This window comes from Bacteroides sp. 90-K9/2, from assembly GCF_047310725.1.
Taxonomy (GTDB): Bacteria; Bacteroidota; Bacteroidia; order Bacteroidales; family Bacteroidaceae; genus Bacteroides; species Bacteroides vicugnae.
Window position 1 is genome coordinate 96,799 of the sequence record NZ_JBCGVL010000009.1, and the last position, 17,746, is coordinate 114,544.

Below are 17,746 nucleotides of genomic sequence, written 5' to 3' on the forward strand. Positions count from 1 at the left end.
AGATGTTGAAAGCTTTTTTATATAGTTGGATAGTGATGCTGGTTGCAGCTTTTACCTCCTGTGAGCCGGATTGGGATTTTGACAGTGACTATGAATCGGAAGTTGTGGTGGAAGGTGGTATTACGGCAGACGGATTTGCAAAGGTTTACCTTTCACAAAGTAAAATCCTGAATAGTACATGGGATAGTATAGCACTTTCCAAACTGCCTGTTATGAGTGCTAAGGTAACTGTGAGTGATGGGAGTCAGACCGAAATTCTGGTGGGCAGAATAGATAAAGGCAGATTGCCTTATTTTGTCTATACCGGTTCACAAATCAGGGGAGAAGTGGGCAAGGTGTATATGTTGACTGTCATGTATCGCGGGAAAGAAATAACAGCACGTACTACCATTCCTGAACCGATCCTACTGGATAGCATACGCTTACAGCCAACCGAAGGGTGTGATACGCTTTATCAGGCTACTGCGTATTTTAATGACCCGAAGGGGGAAGCTAACTATTATAAAATATTCACTCAGGTAGAAGAAAAAGATGAGGACTATTATAATGCGTTTATGGGTACGTTTTCTGATGAAATATTAGTGTCTCCTGTCGCAACAGCAGAGATTTACCGGGGATTCCGGCATACGGAACTCAACAAGTATACTCCTTTTTTTACTCCTGGTGAAAAGGTGAATATTTGTTTCTCACAAATAACGGAAGAAGGGTTCCGCTTTTGGAGTCAATATGAAAATGAAGTAATCAACAGTGGTAATCCTGTGTTTCCCAATACGACTAATCTACCTGGTAATATAGATGGAGGATTGGGCATTTGGATGGGGTATGGAACTGCCGTTTATCATGTTGAAGTGAAGAATACCTGTTATCATTACAAGCATTGATGAATTGTTTTATTTTCCCTGGAATGGAATAAAAAAAGGCTGAAACCTGACGATCTTTTCATTGTTCCAGGTTTCGGCCTTCTGCTTTCGCTAATATTGTTTGATTAGTTAATATTTGGATTCAATGCATGCCAGTCTTTAATGGCTGGGATAATCCCCATTTCAATCACTTCATCACGAAGTTTGCATAAATGCTCGTAGCTCTTTTCCAATTCTTCCTGTTCGGCAGGAGTTCCGGCTACTTCTTTATAAGTGACGCCGTCTTTAGTAATTGAAGTTTCCATCGCCATCATGATATGGTCGAATTTGCCATTGGAAACATACGTTCCGGCAGGCCAGCGGAAAGGTTGTCCACCCATAGCAGCGGCAATCATTTCGATAGAAAGATAAGCCGGGCTTTGGAAAGAAGAACGACCGCGCAGGTCGATAATATGCTTACCACCCTGGATGACACGTACTTTCAGTGCTTCCCAATCTGCCAGTGGAAGGCGGGTAGTGCCGATGAAATCGGTCAAAGGTTCTCCTTTTATTTTGGTTGTAGAGGCGAATACAGCCATTTGTTCGCCATGACCACCATACGTACGGCAATTCTGAATGTCGGAAGCCGGGATATGGAAGAATTTCACCAGTTCGTTTTGCAGGCGGGTGCTGTCCAGGGCAGCCAGTGTAGAAACTTGAGAGGGTTTCAAACCTGAATACAACAAAGTTATCAGTCCGGTGATGTCCGCCGGATTAAAGATCACAACGATATGTTTTACGTTCGGGCAATATTGATGAACATCTTTACCGAATTGAGCGGCAATTTCTGCATTTCCCTTCAGCAAATCTTCACGGGTCATACCTGCTTTACGGGCAGCTCCACCGGAAGAGACAATGTAAGAAGCTCCTGTCAGTGCTTCTTTGATATCGGAAGTAAATGTAAGGTTGACACCTTCAAAACCGCAGTGATACAATTCTTCAGCTACTCCTTCCAGAGCCGGGGCAAATGGATCATACAGGCAAATATTCGGAGTGAGTTTCATCATCATGGCTGTTTGTGCCATATTGGAGCCGATCATTCCGGCAGCTCCTACAATCGTAAGTTTCTCGTTGGTTAGAAATTCCATAAGTTTATATGTTTAAAGGTGAATATTTTACTCTTTCTTTTTGTCGCTACAAAGTTAACATATTAGAAAGCAGATTGTTCATTGCAAATAGTTTTGCCCGATAACGAAAAGTTATGGCTGACTGTTTGAGGGATCTATTCAAAATAGATTATCTTTGTGTTTTATTACAATAAATAGATAAGAATATGAGCATCGAATTAGGAAAGTTCAATCAGCTTGAAGTCGTGAAAGAAGTAGATTTCGGCGTATATCTCGATGGTGAGGAAGAAGGTGAGATTTTGTTGCCTACCCGTTATGTGCCTGAGGACTGTAAGATAGGAGATTTTTTGAATGTGTTTCTCTATCTGGATATGGATGAGAGATTGATTGCTACGACACTGACTCCGTTGGTGCAGGTAGGTCAGTTTGCTTGTCTGGAAGTCTCCTGGGTAAATCAATATGGAGCTTTTCTGAACTGGGGATTGATGAAAGATCTGTTCGTTCCATTCAGTGAGCAGAAGATGAAAATGCAGGTTGGGCGGAAATATGTGGTTCATGCGCATTTGGATGAAGAGAGTTATCGTATTGTGGCTTCAGCAAAGGTGGAACGTTATCTGTCGAAAGAAAAGCCGGAATATGCTCCGGAAGCAGAAGTGAATATCCTTATCTGGCAGAAGACGGATTTGGGCTTTAAAGCGATTATAGATAATAAGTATAGCGGTTTGCTGTATGAAAATGAAATATTCTGCCCGTTGGAAACAGGGATGGAGATGAAAGCTTTTGTGAAACAGGTGCGTGAAGATGGTAAGGTAGACCTGATTCTTCAGAAACCCGGTTTTGAAAAGATTGACGATTTTTCGAAAACGCTGCTCGACTATATCAAAGCGCATGGAGGACGAATCTACTTGAATGATAAAAGCCCTGCGGAAGATATTTATGATACGTTTGGTGTCAGCAAGAAAACCTTTAAGAAAGGAGTGGGCGACTTGTATAAGAAACGTCTGATTACCTTGCATGAGGATGGCATTGCTTTGGCGGATTCCTAAACAGAATAGGGATTTCCCTACATACGAATAGAGAGAATCATTGGGGTGGGGAGTTTCCTCACCCTATTTTTGTGCTATCAGATTAAAGATATAAATAATAAAAACTAGATAAGCTATGCGTAAGATTATAATAAGTTTCTGCATCCTGTTCGCTGCCCTCTCTTTACAAGCGCAGTCTGTTAACGGAATCCGTATCGATGGCGGGAATACTCCGATTCTTGTTTACTTGGGAGGGAACCAGATATGTTTACCCACTACTACCTGCTTTATAGCCAATTTAAATCCCGGACATTATACTGTTGAAGTGTTTGCCACCCGCTTTACCCGTGCGGGAGAGCGAGTATGGAAAGGAGAAAAATTATATAAAGATTTCGTTTATTTTGATGGGAGAGGAGTGAAAGAAATATGGGTGGACGGACGTGATAACATACGCCCGGAAAGACCCGGCCGTCCAGACCAGGGAGAACATCGTCCGGGATATGGTCACAACAGGGTGATGAACGATCAGCTCTTCCAAACGTTTTATAAAGAGATGAAGAATGAGCCTTTTAAAGATGACCGTATGAAGTTGCTCAATGCTGCATTGGCTGGTTCTGATTTCACATCTGCCCAATGTCTCCAACTGACCAAACTGTATACATTCGACGATGACCGGATGGAGATTATGAAGATCATGTATCCCCGGATTGTAGATAAGGAAGCTTTCTTTACGGTGATTAATACCCTGACATTTAGCTCCAGCAAGGAAAAGATGAAGGATTTTATGATAGGGTACGGTAAACGTTGATACTATTAACTAAAAACGATACGGTTATGAAAAAGATACATATTATGCTGTGTTTGGCGTTGGGAATATTGGTCAGTGGCTGTTTTACCAGCTATGTATCTACCAAACAGATGATGGGTATAAATCAGGGAATGACTCAATCGCAGGTAGAGTCCGTTTTAGGAAAACCTGATTTCCGGCGTTTTGACGGTGATATGGAAGAATGGGAATTCCATCGTGATAACGGTACGCCTGTACTTACTTCGGAACCTGTGACGATAATCGTTCAGTTTGTAAATAGAGAGGTGGTTAGTATGGATACGTTCAAAGGTTATGGCAGACCTTCACCGCATCCGGTCGTTATTCCTCCACCAGTCAGTAATACTGTTCAGGTCTTTCCCGACAATAATGAGCCGGTCAAGGAAATACGTTTAATGACTGATAGTGAGTTTAAAAGCTTCATAGATAAGCTGAAATTTACGATTCCGAGGGATGACCAAAAGGCGTTGATTAATAGTATGCTGGAAAACCATGATGTCAATTCAACTCAATGTGTGGCGATAGTAAAAGAATTTTCTTATACTCCCGATCAAGTGGAGGTGATGAAGAAGTTGTATCCGTATGTTAGGGATAAGCAGAATTTTAACAAGGTGATTGATATCTTATTCACTAACATATATAAAGACGAGGTGCACAAGTTTATCAGAGAATATCATCAGAATAATAAATGATAGGAGATTGAATTATGAAACGAATACTGTTTTTACTCTTTGCTGTCGGTCTGACTGCCAATATGACCGTAATGGCTGGAATGAGCACTAGCAAGGTACGTAAGGAGACGCGTTTTCTTACCGATAAGATGGCATATGAATTGAGCTTGAGTACACAGCAATATAATGATGCGTATGAGATTAATTACGACTTTATTTATTCTGTCCGTAATATCATGGATTACGTAGCACGTGGTTACGAATGGGCATTGGATGATTATTATGAAGCGCTGGATATCCGTAACGACGATCTTCGTTGGGTATTGAGTGATGCACAGTATCGCCGGTTCCTCGATGCCGAGTATTTCTATCGGCCGATCTACGTAACCGGAGGGAAATGGAGTTTCAGGGTTTATGTCAATTACCCGAATCGTAGTTTGTTTTATTTTGGTGTGCCTTACCATTACCGTACTTATTGTGGAGCACATTATCGTCCGCACTTTCACCATGTGAGTTATTATCGGGGCAGATATACTAATTTCAACCATTATTCTGCACCGCATCGGGTGAGAGATCAGCGAGTATTCCACTCGTATCGTCGTTCGGATTTCGGTTCTGTCCGGTTCCGTCCGAATACTTCCACTCGTCCGCATAATGCACCGACACGTCCGGGTAATTCTTCCCGTCCGGGTTCATCGACAACACGTCCTGGTACATCTCGCCCAAGTACCTCTACTCGCCCTGATGCTTCTACTCGCCCCGGAACGACAACAAGACCTGGTACGTCGACACGTCCCCGTCCGGAATCTGGAGCAGATCGGCCTTCGACTTCTGTCAGACCATCTACACCGTCCGGAAGTGGAAGACCTGGTAACAATGTTGCTCCTGATAAAAATGGGAATACGAATAGAGTAGAAAGTGATCGTAATTCTGGTCGTCGTCCGGAAACGGGTTCCGGTTCTTCAAGCTCTAATCGCAGACCAACAAGCGGAAGTTCAACTAGTTCCAGTTCCTCCAATCGTGAAAGTGGAAAAACAAGTAGCAGTTCGAGAGAAAGTTCAAGTAGACGAAACGATAGTAGTTCCTATAATAGAAATAACAGCTCTTCCAGTTCCAGCCGCGGTAGTTCCAGTCGTAGTAGCTCCAGTCGCAGTGATTCTGGTCGCAGTAGCGGTAGTACTACCAGTCGTAGCAGCAGTGCCACTTCTAACCGGAGTAGCGGTAGCTCGAGTTCTACTCGGAGTAGCGGTAGCTCGAGTTCTACTCGGAGTAGCGGTAGCTCGAGTTCTACTCGGAGTAGCGGTAGCTCTACCCGGAGCAATGTCTCTAGCGGACAAACAGAAAGACGCTCTTCTTCCGGAAGTACGAGAAGCAATAGCACTAAAAGCTCTTCCCGTTCCTCTGAAAGAAACAGCAGCAGTTCAAGAAGATAACCTATTCCTTTATTATTTATATCAATCTCATTACTCCTCAGCGGAAGGAGAACTAGACTCCGGGTTTTCACCGGCTAGACTATTCCGGGCAGCGCCCGTAACTTGGATATCGGGGCGGATACTATCCGCCTCGATTTCACTTATTATTCCTTTCTGTGCAAGCCGCTTGGCAATCAACTTATAATAGCCTTCCATATTTTCCTTTAACTGTCCGCCTTCTGCAAAAGAGCTGCGGAAATGCTTGGGCTTCGGGATAATGGAAGCCAGGAAAATACTTTCTTCCGTGTTCAGTTGTGAAGGGCGTTTATTGAAATAATAAATAGAAGCTTCCTGAATACCATAAACGAGCGGCCCCCATTCAACAATGTTCAGATATACTTCGTACATGCGTTCTTTAGAAGTTAATCTTTCATTCTCTATTAGCCATACAATCAATGCCTCTTCCAATTTACGTGCAAAGTTCTTATTACGGTTCAGGAATACATTCTTTACGAGTTGCATGGTGATCGTGCTTCCTCCACGAGCAAAGCGTTTCACTTGCAGGTCGTAAATCAATGCTTCCCGTAGGGCGTCGGGCAGGAAACCGCGATGGTAAAAGAATGCTCCGTCCTCACTTTGCATAACGGACATTCTTAGGATGGGGGAAATGCTATCCAATGGTGTAAAGTGTTCGCACGAAGGGCCAATAGGAAAAGTTCGCACCGGTATTCCGTTCTCATAAGCTGTATAAATGAACTCGTCGGACATTTTGGAGAGTGAAGTGGCCCCATAGCTTGTGATGCGGAAGTCTTTCTCTTTCAGTTCGGATTCCAGTTTGAGACTATCCAGTTGTGCAAAATCAATATCTAATAGAAAATGATAGGCTAGCTCGCCACTTGTCTTGATGCCTTCCAGATTGCTGAATAATCCTTTGGGGAGAGAGCTGAACAGATCATCTGCCGGAAACCAGGATTTGTTGACCGCAACAGTGAAATGCCAGTTTCCTTTCTCTTTCTCGGCTCGCAAATAAGGACGAAACTGGAGTTTGTTGAAATCAACAATGGTCGTACTATCCAGCTCGAGTGAGTGCCCGCTGATGTTCATCTCGTAACAGAGTTGTCCACGATCGAGATGAATTACTTCAGGAGAGAGGGCTTTATGAAATACGTCAAGTCCGTTCACTCTCGCTTTTCCTTTGAGGAGCAGTTGATTGGATGCACGCTTATCTTTAGTCATATTATAAGATAGGGTGTCGAAAGTGACTTCTGCTCCAAAACGGCGGGTAATATAAGGTAGTGAGATTTTTCTTTTTTCCGGGGCAAAGAGAGATGCTTTTAATGTATAGTCTCTTCTGTTCAGTTCGCCTGCCGTTTCCCATAGTTGTTGAGGCAGTGTATCTTCTTTTATCTGAATGGTTGATTGGAAATGATTGTTCTCAATAATAAAAGAAGGAATGTTGACTGCAACGAAATTACTATCTTTACGTTCGGTTATATTGATTTGACTGAGTTGCCCGTTTTCAGGCAGGAAACCGTAAATGAGGTTTAATATCCGGTCAATACGGTTGGCATAGTCACTTTCTATGACAGGTTTGGGGGCTGCTTCTTGTTGCCGTTTAAAGAACAGGAAATCGTAGTTAGCTATGCTGTCATGCTTGATGAAGTTGATTGCCAGCCCGTTCATAAGTACATTCCGTACTTCGATTTCTCCTTTTAGCAATTCCCAAAAACTTAGTTTTACATTGACGGATTGTAATGTCAGGAGGGTATCCCGTTGGTTGGGAACAATAGAAAGTCCTTGTAAAGCCACTTCATTGCAGCCTTTCATTCGTAACTCCTGATAATGAATTTGCAAACCGTATGTTTGTTCGGCACGTGTAGTTCGTTTGTCAACGATATGGCATAAAATGACATTGCGGAATGCAAAGAGACAAATGAGGCTGGTAAGCAAGATACCGATAGCCGATAGAATGATAATTCTTTTTTTGCTGGACGTTTCCATCTTCTTTTTCTTGATGTGATAATCGCTGCAAAGGTAGATAATAATTCGGGCAACAGGCGGAGTATTTTCCTCTTTTTTAGAGTTATATCCATCAGTAGAAAAAAGAAAATACGAAAAATGGTTGGTTGTTCGCTTTTGAGCGTACAACTGTCCGTTTTCGTACACCGCTCTGTTTTGTGATTCCGTTGATTATTAGTTGGTTATCTTTTTGGCACGCTCGTTGCATCTCTATAGTCGCAAGCGGACAACGAAGAAAAATGAGAAAAACTTCAGAAGGTTGCAACCGTTTGAGACGCTTGATCCGTCTAATAAACAGAAGAATAAAAACAGAATGTTGAACAAATAAAAAATATACAATTATGAAGACTACAGTATTATTCAGAATGATCGTTTTAGTTGCTATGGTATTTGCAGGAATCGCTAATGCAACAGTGAAGGCACAGGGTAATAACTTCATTACTAATGAAGAAAAAGTAGATGATCTCGTAGTATCGAAAGTGATTTACAGACTCGATGGTTCTCTCTATCGCCACATGAAATATGATTTTACTTATGACGATCAGAAGAGAATATCCTCCAAAGAAGCTTTCAAATGGGATGCTTCTATTGAAAAATGGATACCGTACTTCAAGATTGATTATACTTATTCATCTAATGAAATCACTTTGGTATACGCACGTTGGAATGACTCTCACAGAGCTTACGACGCATCTGTTGAAAAGAGTGTTTATGAACTGAACGACGCTAATATGCCGGTTGCTTATATGAACTACAAATGGAATGATAAATGGATTGAAGAATCCGGTTCCAGCTGGGCTATGAATGTGTCTGCTCCGGCAACTAATGAAGCAACTCTGCTGACTGCCAGCAGATAAAAATAAATCGGAGTTGTGAAACTCCTTCTCTCTCTTTTAATTTAACTACATTAAAAACGGTGGATTTCCTTATGGGATAATCCACCGTTCTGTTTATCTGATGAACAGTTATGATTAGCTTTTGTAACTCTTCAATATTTATTTAACGAGTGGTAGATATTCTCCATAACCTTCCTCTTTCATTTTATCTTTCGGGATAAAACGAAGTGAAGCGCTATTGATGCAATAACGTAATCCACCTTTCTCTTTCGGCCCATCTGTGAATACGTGTCCCAAATGAGCATCTCCGGTTTTACTGCGTACTTCCGTACGTATCATGCCGTGCGAAGTATCTTTCTTTTCTGCGATCAGATCTTTTTGAATTGGTTGGGAAAAGCTTGGCCACCCGCAACCTGAATCGAACTTGTCAGTAGAAACAAACAGAGGTTCTCCGGTAGTAATATCTACATAAATGCCGGGACGATGCTCATTCCAGTATTCATTGTGGAAAGCTGGTTCGGTGGCATTCTTTTGGGTTACGGCATATTGTTCCGCCGACAATTCCTTACGAAGGGTTGCATCATCCGCTTTTTGATACGCTTTAGCTTTCGGCGCATTCGCTTTGCGTGCCATTTCGAATAAAGCAGGATTGATATGGCAGTATCCACCCGGATTTTTATCCAGATAGTCCTGGTGGTAAGTCTCTGCCGGATAGAAATTAGTCAATGGCTTTACTTCTAGGACAATAGGAGTTTTATATTGTGCGGATAATAATTGAATTGCCTGCTTGATGACAGGGAGATCTTCTTTATCTACATAATAAATTCCGGTTCTATACTGTGTTCCCCGGTCATTACCTTGCCGGTTGAGGCTGGTAGGATCTATTGTCTTGAAATATAGATCGAGCAGTAAATTCAAATCTACCGTTTTCGGATCATAAACCACCTTTACTGTTTCGGCAGCATTGGTTTTTCCGGAACAGACCTGTTCATAACTCGGATTGGCAACATTACTGTTGGCATATCCTACCTGAGTACTTTCTACTCCTCGAATTTGTTTCAGGAAATGTTCTGTTCCCCAGAAACATCCTCCCGCAAAATAGATTTCTGCTTGATTCTTCATTGGTTTAGCAACTCCTAAAAATATATTACTAATCATTATAATCACTATGACGATAAAATACTTCATATCCGTTAGTTCTTTCTATAATAACGAATGAACCAACGGATATGTTTTAAGGAACTACTATACTAAACTCAACTTTATTTCTTTTTTATTCAATGACCTGTCCTTTGTAGAAGTCCAGAATTTTAGTCCGGAACAGATAGTCGTATTTTGCCTGCAACTTATCCGAAAGAGCTTTCGTCAGATTAAGTTTGGCTTCATTGTATTCCACAAAGGTAGCTTTGCCGTTATTGAATTTCTCACTCATCAGGCGGAAAGACTCTTCGTTGGCTTTTACTGCCACTTCACTGGAGTTGTATTTACTTTCTGCTGCCAGAGCGTTGTACCAGGCTTGCTGAATTTCTTTGTAGAGTACTTTTTTACTGTTATCCAACTTCAAGGATAAGTCTATTTGTTGCAAACGAGCGGTGCGTATCCGGTTTCTTGTGGCAAAACGGTTGAAGATTGGAACACTCAAATTAAATCCTATATATTTATTCAGGTTGTTTTTCATCTGACTGCCGAAGCTGCTCTCTGATCTTCCGCTTACCGTATAATAATTACTTCCCAGACCGGCACTGAAAGAGAGTTGTGGATAAAATGCACTTTGGGCAATACGAATATTATTAAGACTACCTTGCAAACGATATTCCGCAGCCTTAATGCTTGGTTTGTAAGTAAGTGCCTGTGTATATATGTCATCCGGCGGAGTGAGAGATTCGAACTCTAATTCTTCCTTAGGACTTTCGAGTACAAATCCTTCAGGCGTGGGTAATTCCAAGAGTTGGGTGAGATCCAGTAAGGATAGTTTGTACGTATTGTCTGATTGTACAGCAGTCATTTCATCCTGTGCGACACGGGCTTGTGCTTCGGCCACTTCAGAAGATGATGCCTTACCCACTCCCTGAAGACCTTGAATACGTTTTAACTGGTCTTTGCTTAAATCGACCTGATTATGAGCAATTTTACTTAATTCTTGATTGAATAAAACCTGTAAATAAGCCGAAGTGACATTGATTGCAATATCTTCTCTGGCTTTATTCAAATCTTCTATGGCAGCTTTTAAATCCAGTTTGGCAAGTGAATATTGGTTGGACAATTGCAAACCGGTAAATATAGGTACGTTTGTTCCCAAGCTGAAACTGGTATTGGCACTGTTAATGTCACTATACGAGTTGTCTATCGGAGAAGCGGTACGGCCCCAACTCCAGTTTTGGCTGGCACTACCGCTCAAATTCGGAAGACGTGCCCATTTAGTGGTGTTTACACTCACTTTGCCTGCTTCGACATTGTTGGCCGATTGACGGATTTCTATATTATGCTCAATGGCATAGTCGATACATTGCCGCAGCGTCCACGCTTGCGAAAGGTTGTTCTGTGCCTCGATGGAGGTGATTCCGACTCCGGCAAGCAGAAGGGCTGATATGGTTTTACGAATTATTTTCATAGGATTCAATTATTTATCTTTTTTCTCTGCACCACGTATTTTGTCCTGAACGGTTACCCCTTTCTTGATTTCTATCTTGATTCCATCACTCATACCGGCAGTCACCTGTGTACGCTGGAACTTTTGTTCGGGCACTGAATCTGTCATGATGTACACAAATGTAGAGTCACCACTAAATTCAACAGTGCTTTCGGGCACTGCCAAAACCTGATTGGCTCTTTGTAACACGATTTCCGCATTAGCCGAATATCCGGAACGAATCTGAACAGAATCCGGAATGGTAATCGCAGCCTTGATTTCAAACTGGTTGGCTCCATTGGTTTCCACCCCTTTTGGAGAGATATATTCCAGAATGGCGTTGAATGTCAGATTCTGTAAAGCTCCGATGGTCAGCTTGATCGGCATTTGTTCGTGGATACGTCCCACTTCTGTTTCATCAATATTACCACGGAAAATCATGTCGTTCATGTTGGCTACCGTAGCAATCGTGGTTCCATCATTGAACGTGTTACTCATAATCACGGAATTACCCGCTTTTACAGGTACGTCCAGAATTAACCCGTCAATGGTAGAGCGAATCATCGTGCTACTGAAGGAGGCACTGTTTTTGGTAATTCCTTCTTTTACGATTTCCAGATTGTCTTTGGCCGTCTGTCTCTCTTCGCGAGCCTGCTTCAAAGCCACTTCACTTTTCTCGTATTCCTCCCGGCTGATTAACTGACCGTCATACAACTTCTTCACACGGGCGAAATCCGTTTCTGCCTGTGTTGCATTAATTTCTGCCAGGCGCACACGACTTTCTGCAGAATTCAGTTGTCCGAGTTCAGGGATTACTTTTACTTTGGCAATAACTTCCCCTTTTCTTACGGCTTGTCCGGCTTCTTTATATACTTCGTCGATAATGCCCGAAATTTGCGGTTTGATTAAAATTTCGTCTCTCGGTTCCACCTTTCCGGTAGCTACTGTCGTTTTTTGGAGGTCAGTCATTTCCGGTCTTACTGTTTCGTAAGTGATTACCTTAGGCTTGGATTTCTGATAAAGGAATACGAATGTTCCGACAAGAATGATAGCAACGACTACCAATAATGTGATTTTCAGATACTTTTTCATGATTTTATTTATGATTTTATTATTTACGATTGATGATTGAAATCTCTACGTCTCTAAACAATTGAACAACACCCGCTCTACAATGATTTCTCAATCGTAAATCGTAAATTGTCCAATCGTCCAATCTCCTTATTCATCCCGGATTGCTTCAATCGGTTTGATAGCCATGGCCCGGTAAGCAGGTGCCAGACCTGCCAACATGCCCAGTGCAATCAGAAGCGCACAAGTGCCGATTGCCAGTCCGAAAGTAACTTGAAAACGGACATCCCCTCCGTCAGCATTTGCTCCCATCTCAACCAGTTGCAATACCATGACGGCAAAGGAAATTCCACACATTCCCGCAATGGTAGTAAGTACCATACTTTCCGATAGAATTTGCTGCAGGATATCTTTCGGTCGTGCGCCGATCGCCCGGCGGATACCGATTTCGGTGGTACGTTCTTTGACGGTCACCATCATAATATTGGATACGCCGATGGCACCTGCCAGCAAAGTTCCCAATCCTACCATCCAAACCAGTATGTTGATACCGATAAACAAGTTATCGACCATAGAGAACATGGCTTCGGCATTCAGGCACATGACAGCTTGTTTGTCATCCGGAGAGATATAATGTGCGGCTTTAATGACCTGTTCCATTTGGGGTTGTACTTCAGACACTTTGACTCCATGCTTCGCGGTGAAACAGATCACATCGATTTGTCCTCCCATGTTGTAAGTCTGCTGCATCGTAGTGAAAGGAAGAGTGACGGCTTCTGACGCCCGCCCCTGTATATTCATATCACCTTCGGAAGAAGACATGCCAATCACTTGATAATAAATGCCATCTACTCTTACATATTTGCCACACGGGTCTTCTCCCGGTTTGAAAAGACTTTCATAAATTCGTTTTCCGATGACACATACTTTGCGTGCTTCCTTTATATCCACCTCATTGATGAACCTGCCGTATGCCATTTCCTGCGATTCAATGTGGAGATAATCCGGATACAGTCCTTTCACGCTACAATCATATTTCTTATCTTCATATACGGCTTTGGAACCCCAACGGGCTACGGACGGAGTAATGATCTCCACCTCTTTCACTTGGGAGCGAAGACGGTCGATGTCGGTAGATTCCAGATTCCACCATCTCCCTTTGCGGAAGCCTTTGTAAGCCTCACCCGTTCTTTGCGAGGCAAGGAAACCGGAATTGGTGGCAAATCCTTCAAAGTTCTTTTTCATCATGTCTTCCAATCCTTGTCCGCCGCCGATGAGGGCGACGAGCATGAAGATTCCCCAGAAAACACCGAATGCAGTCAGCAGACTTCTCGTCTTATTTCTTGTAATGGTGATGAGGATTTCCTCACACGTATCCATGTCTATTCTCATAGTCTTAATCTGCTCTAAGTGCTTCGATTGGCCGGATGCTGACTGCTTTTCGGGCAGGGAATAATCCGGCTAACGTACCAGCTATTATTAATGTGAGTGTAGCCTGTATGGCGATTCTTATATCTACTGTCGGGTTCAGGAAAACAGTTTCCGTCCACATTCCGGTATCCATTGTCTGATTGCCGAAGGCACTGTTCATCCATTCGGTCACTCCGATACCGGCTACCATGCCGATGTATCCGAATATGGTGGTGATGGTGACACTCTCTACGATAATCAACCAGAGAATGGAAAGCGGCTTGGCTCCCAAAGCCTTACGAATACCAAATTCGCGGGTACGTTCTTTTACGGTAATCAGCATAATGTTGGAAACTCCTACGATTCCGCTTAGCAATGTGAAGATACCGATTACCCAAATAGCAATACGTAGCATATTCGAGCCTTGCTGCTGTTGCAAATAGTTGGTAAACCGATTCCAGATCCAGATAGCGCTGTGGTCTGTCGGGTCAAAACGATGATTGGCTCCCAATACTTTGCGGTAATGGGCTTCAAAAGCCTCATTGGCCTCAATTGTTTCCAGATTTTTGGTAGTCATGACCAGGTTATTCAGCTTGTCTCCTTTGTTATAAATCGTTTGAAGAGTGGTAAAAGGAATGTATGCATCGCTGTCACCGCTATCTCCTTTATCATTGTAGAGACCTACTACCTGATAAACCACATTACCGGCATTGACAAACTGTCCGATTGGTTCGGTATGGGTTTTATCAAAAAGAATTTCTGCTGTCTTTTTATGGAGCACAATTACTTTCCGGCGCTCTTTAATATCAATCTCATTGATAAAACGTCCTTTGAAGAGTTTCACCACTTCTACCTCTGTATGGTTGGGATATACGCCGGAAAGGCTCAAACTGACGTATTCTTGCCCGAAGCTAAGATTTACATCTCCCTGCCATACGGTTGCTCCGGCCTTGATGACATGATTCGGGAAATAATGACTGGTAGCATCCATGTCTTTATTGTCCAGTTGCACCCGTCTTCCTTCTTTCAGTCCGTCGTATGATTTGCTGGTCCATCCCGGAAAAATCTTGATGGAGTTCATGGCACGTTCGGAAGCCGATTGCTCGAATGCGTGGATCAGTCCGTTGCCTGCACCTAGCAGGACGATAAGCATAAAGATTCCCCATGCCACGGCAAATCCTGTGAGAAAAGTCCTAAGCTTGTTACGTTTGATGGTACTATATATTTCTTGCCAGATGTCAATCATTTTTTTAAGTATTAAGTAATGAGTATTAAGTATTAAGTATTAGGCTGCGCTGTGGCCGCATGGAATTAATACTTAATACTTATTTCATAATCCCGTCTTTTCCGAAAGGAGAAGCGTCATGGTCGATATTATCTTCAATACGTTCGATGATTCCATCTTTGATATGTATAATCTTGTCTGTCTGGTTGGCGACTCCGCTTTCGTGGGTGACAACGACAATCGTCATTCCCTGTTTATGAAGATCTTTCAGAATCTGCATTACTTCTACAGAAGTTTTACTATCCAAAGCTCCTGTTGGCTCATCTGCCAGAATGATTTGTGGTTGAGTGATTAAAGCCCGTGCGATGGCCACACGTTGTTTCTGACCGCCACTCATTTCGTTCGGCATGTGATGCGCCCAGTCTTTTAAACCCAGGCGGTCGAGATATTCCAATGCAAGTGCATTCCGTTTTTTGCGACTTATTCCTTGATAGAATAAAGGAAGTGCTACATTCTCTACGGCATTTTTAAAGGAAATCAGATTGAATGACTGGAAGATAAATCCGATCATACGGTTGCGATATTCGGCAGCTTTGGTCTCGCTCAAGTTCTTGATGAGTACGTTGTTCAGATAATAATCTCCGGTATCGTAGTTGTCGAGGATTCCCAATATGTTGAGTAAAGTTGATTTTCCAGACCCGGATGCTCCCATGATAGAAACAAATTCTCCCTGTTCGATATTGAGATTGATACCTTTAAGTACATGGAGAGGCGCTCCGTTGTTGTAGGTCTTGTTGATATTCGTTAGTTGTATCACAATTTTCTTTATTTAGTTTCTGTTTTCTGATAATTTTCTACTATTAGACGTGTGAAAGATACGAAAAGTTGCAAACAGGTTGAACTTTTTTCAAAAAACATTTTGTAGACTCAATCTTCTTTACGTAATTTGTGTGCAGTAAACTTAATGATTAACTAACCCTTTTAAATAGAAGTATCATGAATTCAAACATGGAAAAACCCTACGTAGTAGGTATTGACATAGGCGGAACGAATACCGTCTTTGGAATTGTAGACGCACGCGGAACTATTATTGCCAGCAGTTCAATCAAAACATCCGGTTACCCTACAGTGGAAGAATACGCTGATGAAGTGTGTAAAAGTCTGCTTCCATTGATTATTGCTAATGGTGGTGTTGATAAAATCAGAGGTATCGGTATCGGTGCTCCGAATGGTAACTACTATACGGGAACGATTGAATTTGCTCCGAACCTGCCTTGGAAGGGAATTCTTCCGTTGGCAGCCATGTTTGAGGAAAGACTGGGTATTCCCACTGCTTTGACAAACGACGCAAACGCTGCTGCTATCGGTGAAATGACTTACGGTGCTGCCCGTGGTATGAAAGACTTTATCATGATTACACTGGGTACTGGTGTGGGTAGCGGTATCGTTATCAACGGTCAGATGGTGTATGGTCATGACGGTTTTGCTGGTGAATTGGGACACGTTATCGCCCGTCGCGATGGTCGTCTTTGCGGTTGCGGTCGTAAGGGATGTCTGGAAACCTACTGCTCGGCTACCGGTGTAGCTCGTACAGCCCGCGAATTCCTCGCTGCCCGTACGGATGCTAGCTTGCTTCGTAACATTCCTGCAGAAAACATCACTTCAAAAGATGTGTATGATGCAGCTGTACAAGGTGATAAACTGGCACAGGAAATCTTTAGCTTTACAGGTAACATCTTGGGTGAAGCACTGGCAGATGCTATTGCATTCTCCAGTCCTGAAGCAATTGTATTGTTCGGTGGTTTGGCTAAGTCCGGTGACTATATCATGAAGCCGATTCAGAAATCAATTGATGATAATATTCTGAATATCTATAAAGGCAAGACTAAATTGCTCGTTTCCGAATTGAAGGATTCTGATGCTGCTGTATTGGGCGCCAGTGCATTGGCTTGGGAACTGAAAGATTTGAAAGAATAACATTTCATTATTATAATAAAGGTAATGAAGCCTCGGGAGTTTATGACTTTCGGGGCTTTGTTTTATTTAGTCCTTTCTGACGTGTACGGCTTATTCAGACAAAGGGTTATTCTCACCGTAGTGAGAAAATATTCTCATACCTATGAGAAATTATTCTCATTGCAATGAGTATTTTTTCTCATAGGCATGAGAATGTTTGAGAAAATGCACAATAAAAAAGGGAACCTCATAATGAAGTTCCCTTTTTTATTTCGAATCGAAAAGTTCGGCTTATCCGTTAACTCTTTTTTCTTTGATTCTAGCTTTCTTACCAGTAAGAGCACGCAGGTAGTACAATTTAGCGCGACGAACTTTACCTACCTTGTTCACTTCGATGCTATCGATAGCCGGTGATTCGATTGGGAAAATTCTTTCTACGCCTACAGTTCCTGACATTTTACGTACAGTAAAACGTTTTTTGTCTCCGTGACCGGCGATTTTGATAACAACACCACGGTACAACTGTACACGTTCTTTGTTACCTTCAATAATACGATATGCTACTGTTACAGTGTCTCCTGCTTTGAAGCTCGGGTGCTGTTTTCCGGTAGCGAATGCTTCTTCTGCAATTTTAATTAAATCCATTGTTGTTATTATTAAATTGTTTCATCGTTACAACGCAACATACCAAGTATCTCTT

At 42.4% G+C, this 17,746-nt stretch carries 16 protein-coding genes; 7 read left to right on the forward strand and 9 right to left on the reverse strand.

Annotated elements, in window-relative coordinates:
* Window positions 1-2 precede the first annotated feature (2 nt).
* Complete coding sequence (locus AAHJ11_RS18195) at window positions 3-881, forward strand: DUF4249 family protein (protein WP_148367081.1); 879 nt, start codon at window positions 3-5, stop codon at window positions 879-881.
* Window positions 882-985: 104 nt separating this feature from the next.
* On the opposite strand, the gene AAHJ11_RS18200 is transcribed toward AAHJ11_RS18195, so the two are convergent.
* Window positions 986-1,987: a malate dehydrogenase gene (locus AAHJ11_RS18200; RefSeq protein WP_148367082.1), complete on the reverse strand. Its 1,002-nt coding sequence runs from the start codon at window positions 1,985-1,987 to the stop codon at window positions 986-988.
* A 185-nt stretch (window positions 1,988-2,172) separates the two neighbouring features.
* Between AAHJ11_RS18200 and AAHJ11_RS18205 the strand changes: the two genes are divergently transcribed.
* The 4 genes from AAHJ11_RS18205 (at window position 2,173) to AAHJ11_RS18220 (ending at window position 5,921) form a co-directional block, all read left to right on the forward strand.
* Window positions 2,173-3,012 carry a S1 RNA-binding domain-containing protein gene (locus AAHJ11_RS18205; protein WP_195649924.1) on the forward strand — a complete coding sequence of 280 codons (840 nt, stop codon included), beginning with the start codon at window positions 2,173-2,175 and terminating at the stop codon, window positions 3,010-3,012.
* A gap of 115 nt (window positions 3,013-3,127) precedes the next feature.
* On the forward strand, window positions 3,128-3,799 hold the full coding sequence (locus AAHJ11_RS18210) for a DUF4476 domain-containing protein (protein ID WP_195649923.1): 672 nt from the start codon (window positions 3,128-3,130) through the stop codon (window positions 3,797-3,799).
* Between the two features lie 26 nt (window positions 3,800-3,825).
* Entirely contained in the window at window positions 3,826-4,509 is a 684-nt protein-coding gene (locus AAHJ11_RS18215; RefSeq protein ID WP_195649922.1) for a DUF4476 domain-containing protein, read from the forward strand.
* Between the two features lie 14 nt (window positions 4,510-4,523).
* A complete protein-coding gene (locus tag AAHJ11_RS18220) occupies window positions 4,524-5,921 on the forward strand; it encodes a hypothetical protein (protein WP_413579968.1) in 1,398 nt (465 codons plus the stop codon).
* A gap of 30 nt (window positions 5,922-5,951) precedes the next feature.
* Here AAHJ11_RS18220 and AAHJ11_RS18225 read toward each other — a convergent pair whose 3' ends face one another.
* On the reverse strand, window positions 5,952-7,901 hold the full coding sequence (locus AAHJ11_RS18225; RefSeq protein ID WP_320982668.1) for a biosynthetic peptidoglycan transglycosylase: 1,950 nt from the start codon (window positions 7,899-7,901) through the stop codon (window positions 5,952-5,954).
* A 359-nt stretch (window positions 7,902-8,260) separates the two neighbouring features.
* On the opposite strand from AAHJ11_RS18225, the gene AAHJ11_RS18230 reads away from it, so the two are divergent.
* Window positions 8,261-8,776, forward strand: coding sequence for a DUF3836 domain-containing protein (locus tag AAHJ11_RS18230; protein ID WP_195649919.1), 516 nt, complete (start codon window positions 8,261-8,263; stop codon window positions 8,774-8,776).
* 138 nt (window positions 8,777-8,914) lie between these two features.
* On the opposite strand, the gene msrB is transcribed toward AAHJ11_RS18230, so the two are convergent.
* The 6 genes from msrB to AAHJ11_RS18260 all read right to left on the reverse strand — a co-directional run bounded on the left by msrB (window position 8,915) and on the right by AAHJ11_RS18260 (window position 15,907).
* Window positions 8,915-9,943: a peptide-methionine (R)-S-oxide reductase MsrB gene (gene msrB, locus AAHJ11_RS18235; protein ID WP_234133690.1), complete on the reverse strand. Its 1,029-nt coding sequence runs from the start codon at window positions 9,941-9,943 to the stop codon at window positions 8,915-8,917.
* An 85-nt stretch (window positions 9,944-10,028) separates the two neighbouring features.
* Complete coding sequence (locus AAHJ11_RS18240; RefSeq protein WP_148367100.1) at window positions 10,029-11,366, reverse strand: TolC family protein; 1,338 nt, start codon at window positions 11,364-11,366, stop codon at window positions 10,029-10,031.
* Between the two features lie 9 nt (window positions 11,367-11,375).
* Complete coding sequence (locus tag AAHJ11_RS18245) at window positions 11,376-12,476, reverse strand: efflux RND transporter periplasmic adaptor subunit (protein ID WP_122136268.1); 1,101 nt, start codon at window positions 12,474-12,476, stop codon at window positions 11,376-11,378.
* 129 nt (window positions 12,477-12,605) lie between these two features.
* Window positions 12,606-13,847 carry an ABC transporter permease gene (locus AAHJ11_RS18250; protein WP_148367101.1) on the reverse strand — a complete coding sequence of 414 codons (1,242 nt, stop codon included), beginning with the start codon at window positions 13,845-13,847 and terminating at the stop codon, window positions 12,606-12,608.
* Window positions 13,848-13,851: 4 nt separating this feature from the next.
* Entirely contained in the window at window positions 13,852-15,111 is a 1,260-nt protein-coding gene (locus tag AAHJ11_RS18255; protein WP_117512777.1) for an ABC transporter permease, read from the reverse strand.
* Between the two features lie 79 nt (window positions 15,112-15,190).
* Window positions 15,191-15,907: an ABC transporter ATP-binding protein gene (locus tag AAHJ11_RS18260; protein ID WP_117512775.1), complete on the reverse strand. Its 717-nt coding sequence runs from the start codon at window positions 15,905-15,907 to the stop codon at window positions 15,191-15,193.
* Window positions 15,908-16,086: 179 nt separating this feature from the next.
* On the opposite strand from AAHJ11_RS18260, the gene AAHJ11_RS18265 reads away from it, so the two are divergent.
* On the forward strand, window positions 16,087-17,067 hold the full coding sequence (locus AAHJ11_RS18265; protein ID WP_117512773.1) for an ROK family protein: 981 nt from the start codon (window positions 16,087-16,089) through the stop codon (window positions 17,065-17,067).
* Between the two features lie 270 nt (window positions 17,068-17,337).
* On the opposite strand, the gene rplS is transcribed toward AAHJ11_RS18265, so the two are convergent.
* Entirely contained in the window at window positions 17,338-17,691 is a 354-nt protein-coding gene (rplS, locus tag AAHJ11_RS18270) for a 50S ribosomal protein L19 (RefSeq protein WP_022011470.1), read from the reverse strand.
* Window positions 17,692-17,746: the final 55 nt, after the last annotated feature.

Bases quoted from the DNA above. Each gene is read 5' to 3' on its own strand.
- AAHJ11_RS18225 (WP_320982668.1), bottom strand. From the start codon at position 7,901: ATGGAAACGTCCAGCAAAAAAAGAATTATCATTCTATCGGCTATCGGT.
- AAHJ11_RS18210 (WP_195649923.1), top strand. From the start codon at position 3,128: ATGCGTAAGATTATAATAAGTTTCTGCATCCTGTTCGCTGCCCTCTCT.
- AAHJ11_RS18220 (WP_413579968.1), top strand. From the start codon at position 4,524: ATGAAACGAATACTGTTTTTACTCTTTGCTGTCGGTCTGACTGCCAAT.
- AAHJ11_RS18230 (WP_195649919.1), top strand. From the start codon at position 8,261: ATGAAGACTACAGTATTATTCAGAATGATCGTTTTAGTTGCTATGGTA.
- AAHJ11_RS18215 (WP_195649922.1), top strand. From the start codon at position 3,826: ATGAAAAAGATACATATTATGCTGTGTTTGGCGTTGGGAATATTGGTC.
- AAHJ11_RS18205 (WP_195649924.1), top strand. From the start codon at position 2,173: ATGAGCATCGAATTAGGAAAGTTCAATCAGCTTGAAGTCGTGAAAGAA.
- AAHJ11_RS18265 (WP_117512773.1), top strand. From the start codon at position 16,087: ATGAATTCAAACATGGAAAAACCCTACGTAGTAGGTATTGACATAGGC.
- AAHJ11_RS18240 (WP_148367100.1), bottom strand. From the start codon at position 11,366: ATGAAAATAATTCGTAAAACCATATCAGCCCTTCTGCTTGCCGGAGTC.
- AAHJ11_RS18255 (WP_117512777.1), bottom strand. From the start codon at position 15,111: ATGATTGACATCTGGCAAGAAATATATAGTACCATCAAACGTAACAAG.
- AAHJ11_RS18200 (WP_148367082.1), bottom strand. From the start codon at position 1,987: ATGGAATTTCTAACCAACGAGAAACTTACGATTGTAGGAGCTGCCGGA.
- rplS (WP_022011470.1), bottom strand. From the start codon at position 17,691: ATGGATTTAATTAAAATTGCAGAAGAAGCATTCGCTACCGGAAAACAG.
- AAHJ11_RS18250 (WP_148367101.1), bottom strand. From the start codon at position 13,847: ATGAGAATAGACATGGATACGTGTGAGGAAATCCTCATCACCATTACA.
- AAHJ11_RS18245 (WP_122136268.1), bottom strand. From the start codon at position 12,476: ATGAAAAAGTATCTGAAAATCACATTATTGGTAGTCGTTGCTATCATT.
- AAHJ11_RS18195 (WP_148367081.1), top strand. From the start codon at position 3: ATGTTGAAAGCTTTTTTATATAGTTGGATAGTGATGCTGGTTGCAGCT.
- msrB (WP_234133690.1), bottom strand. From the start codon at position 9,943: ATGAAGTATTTTATCGTCATAGTGATTATAATGATTAGTAATATATTT.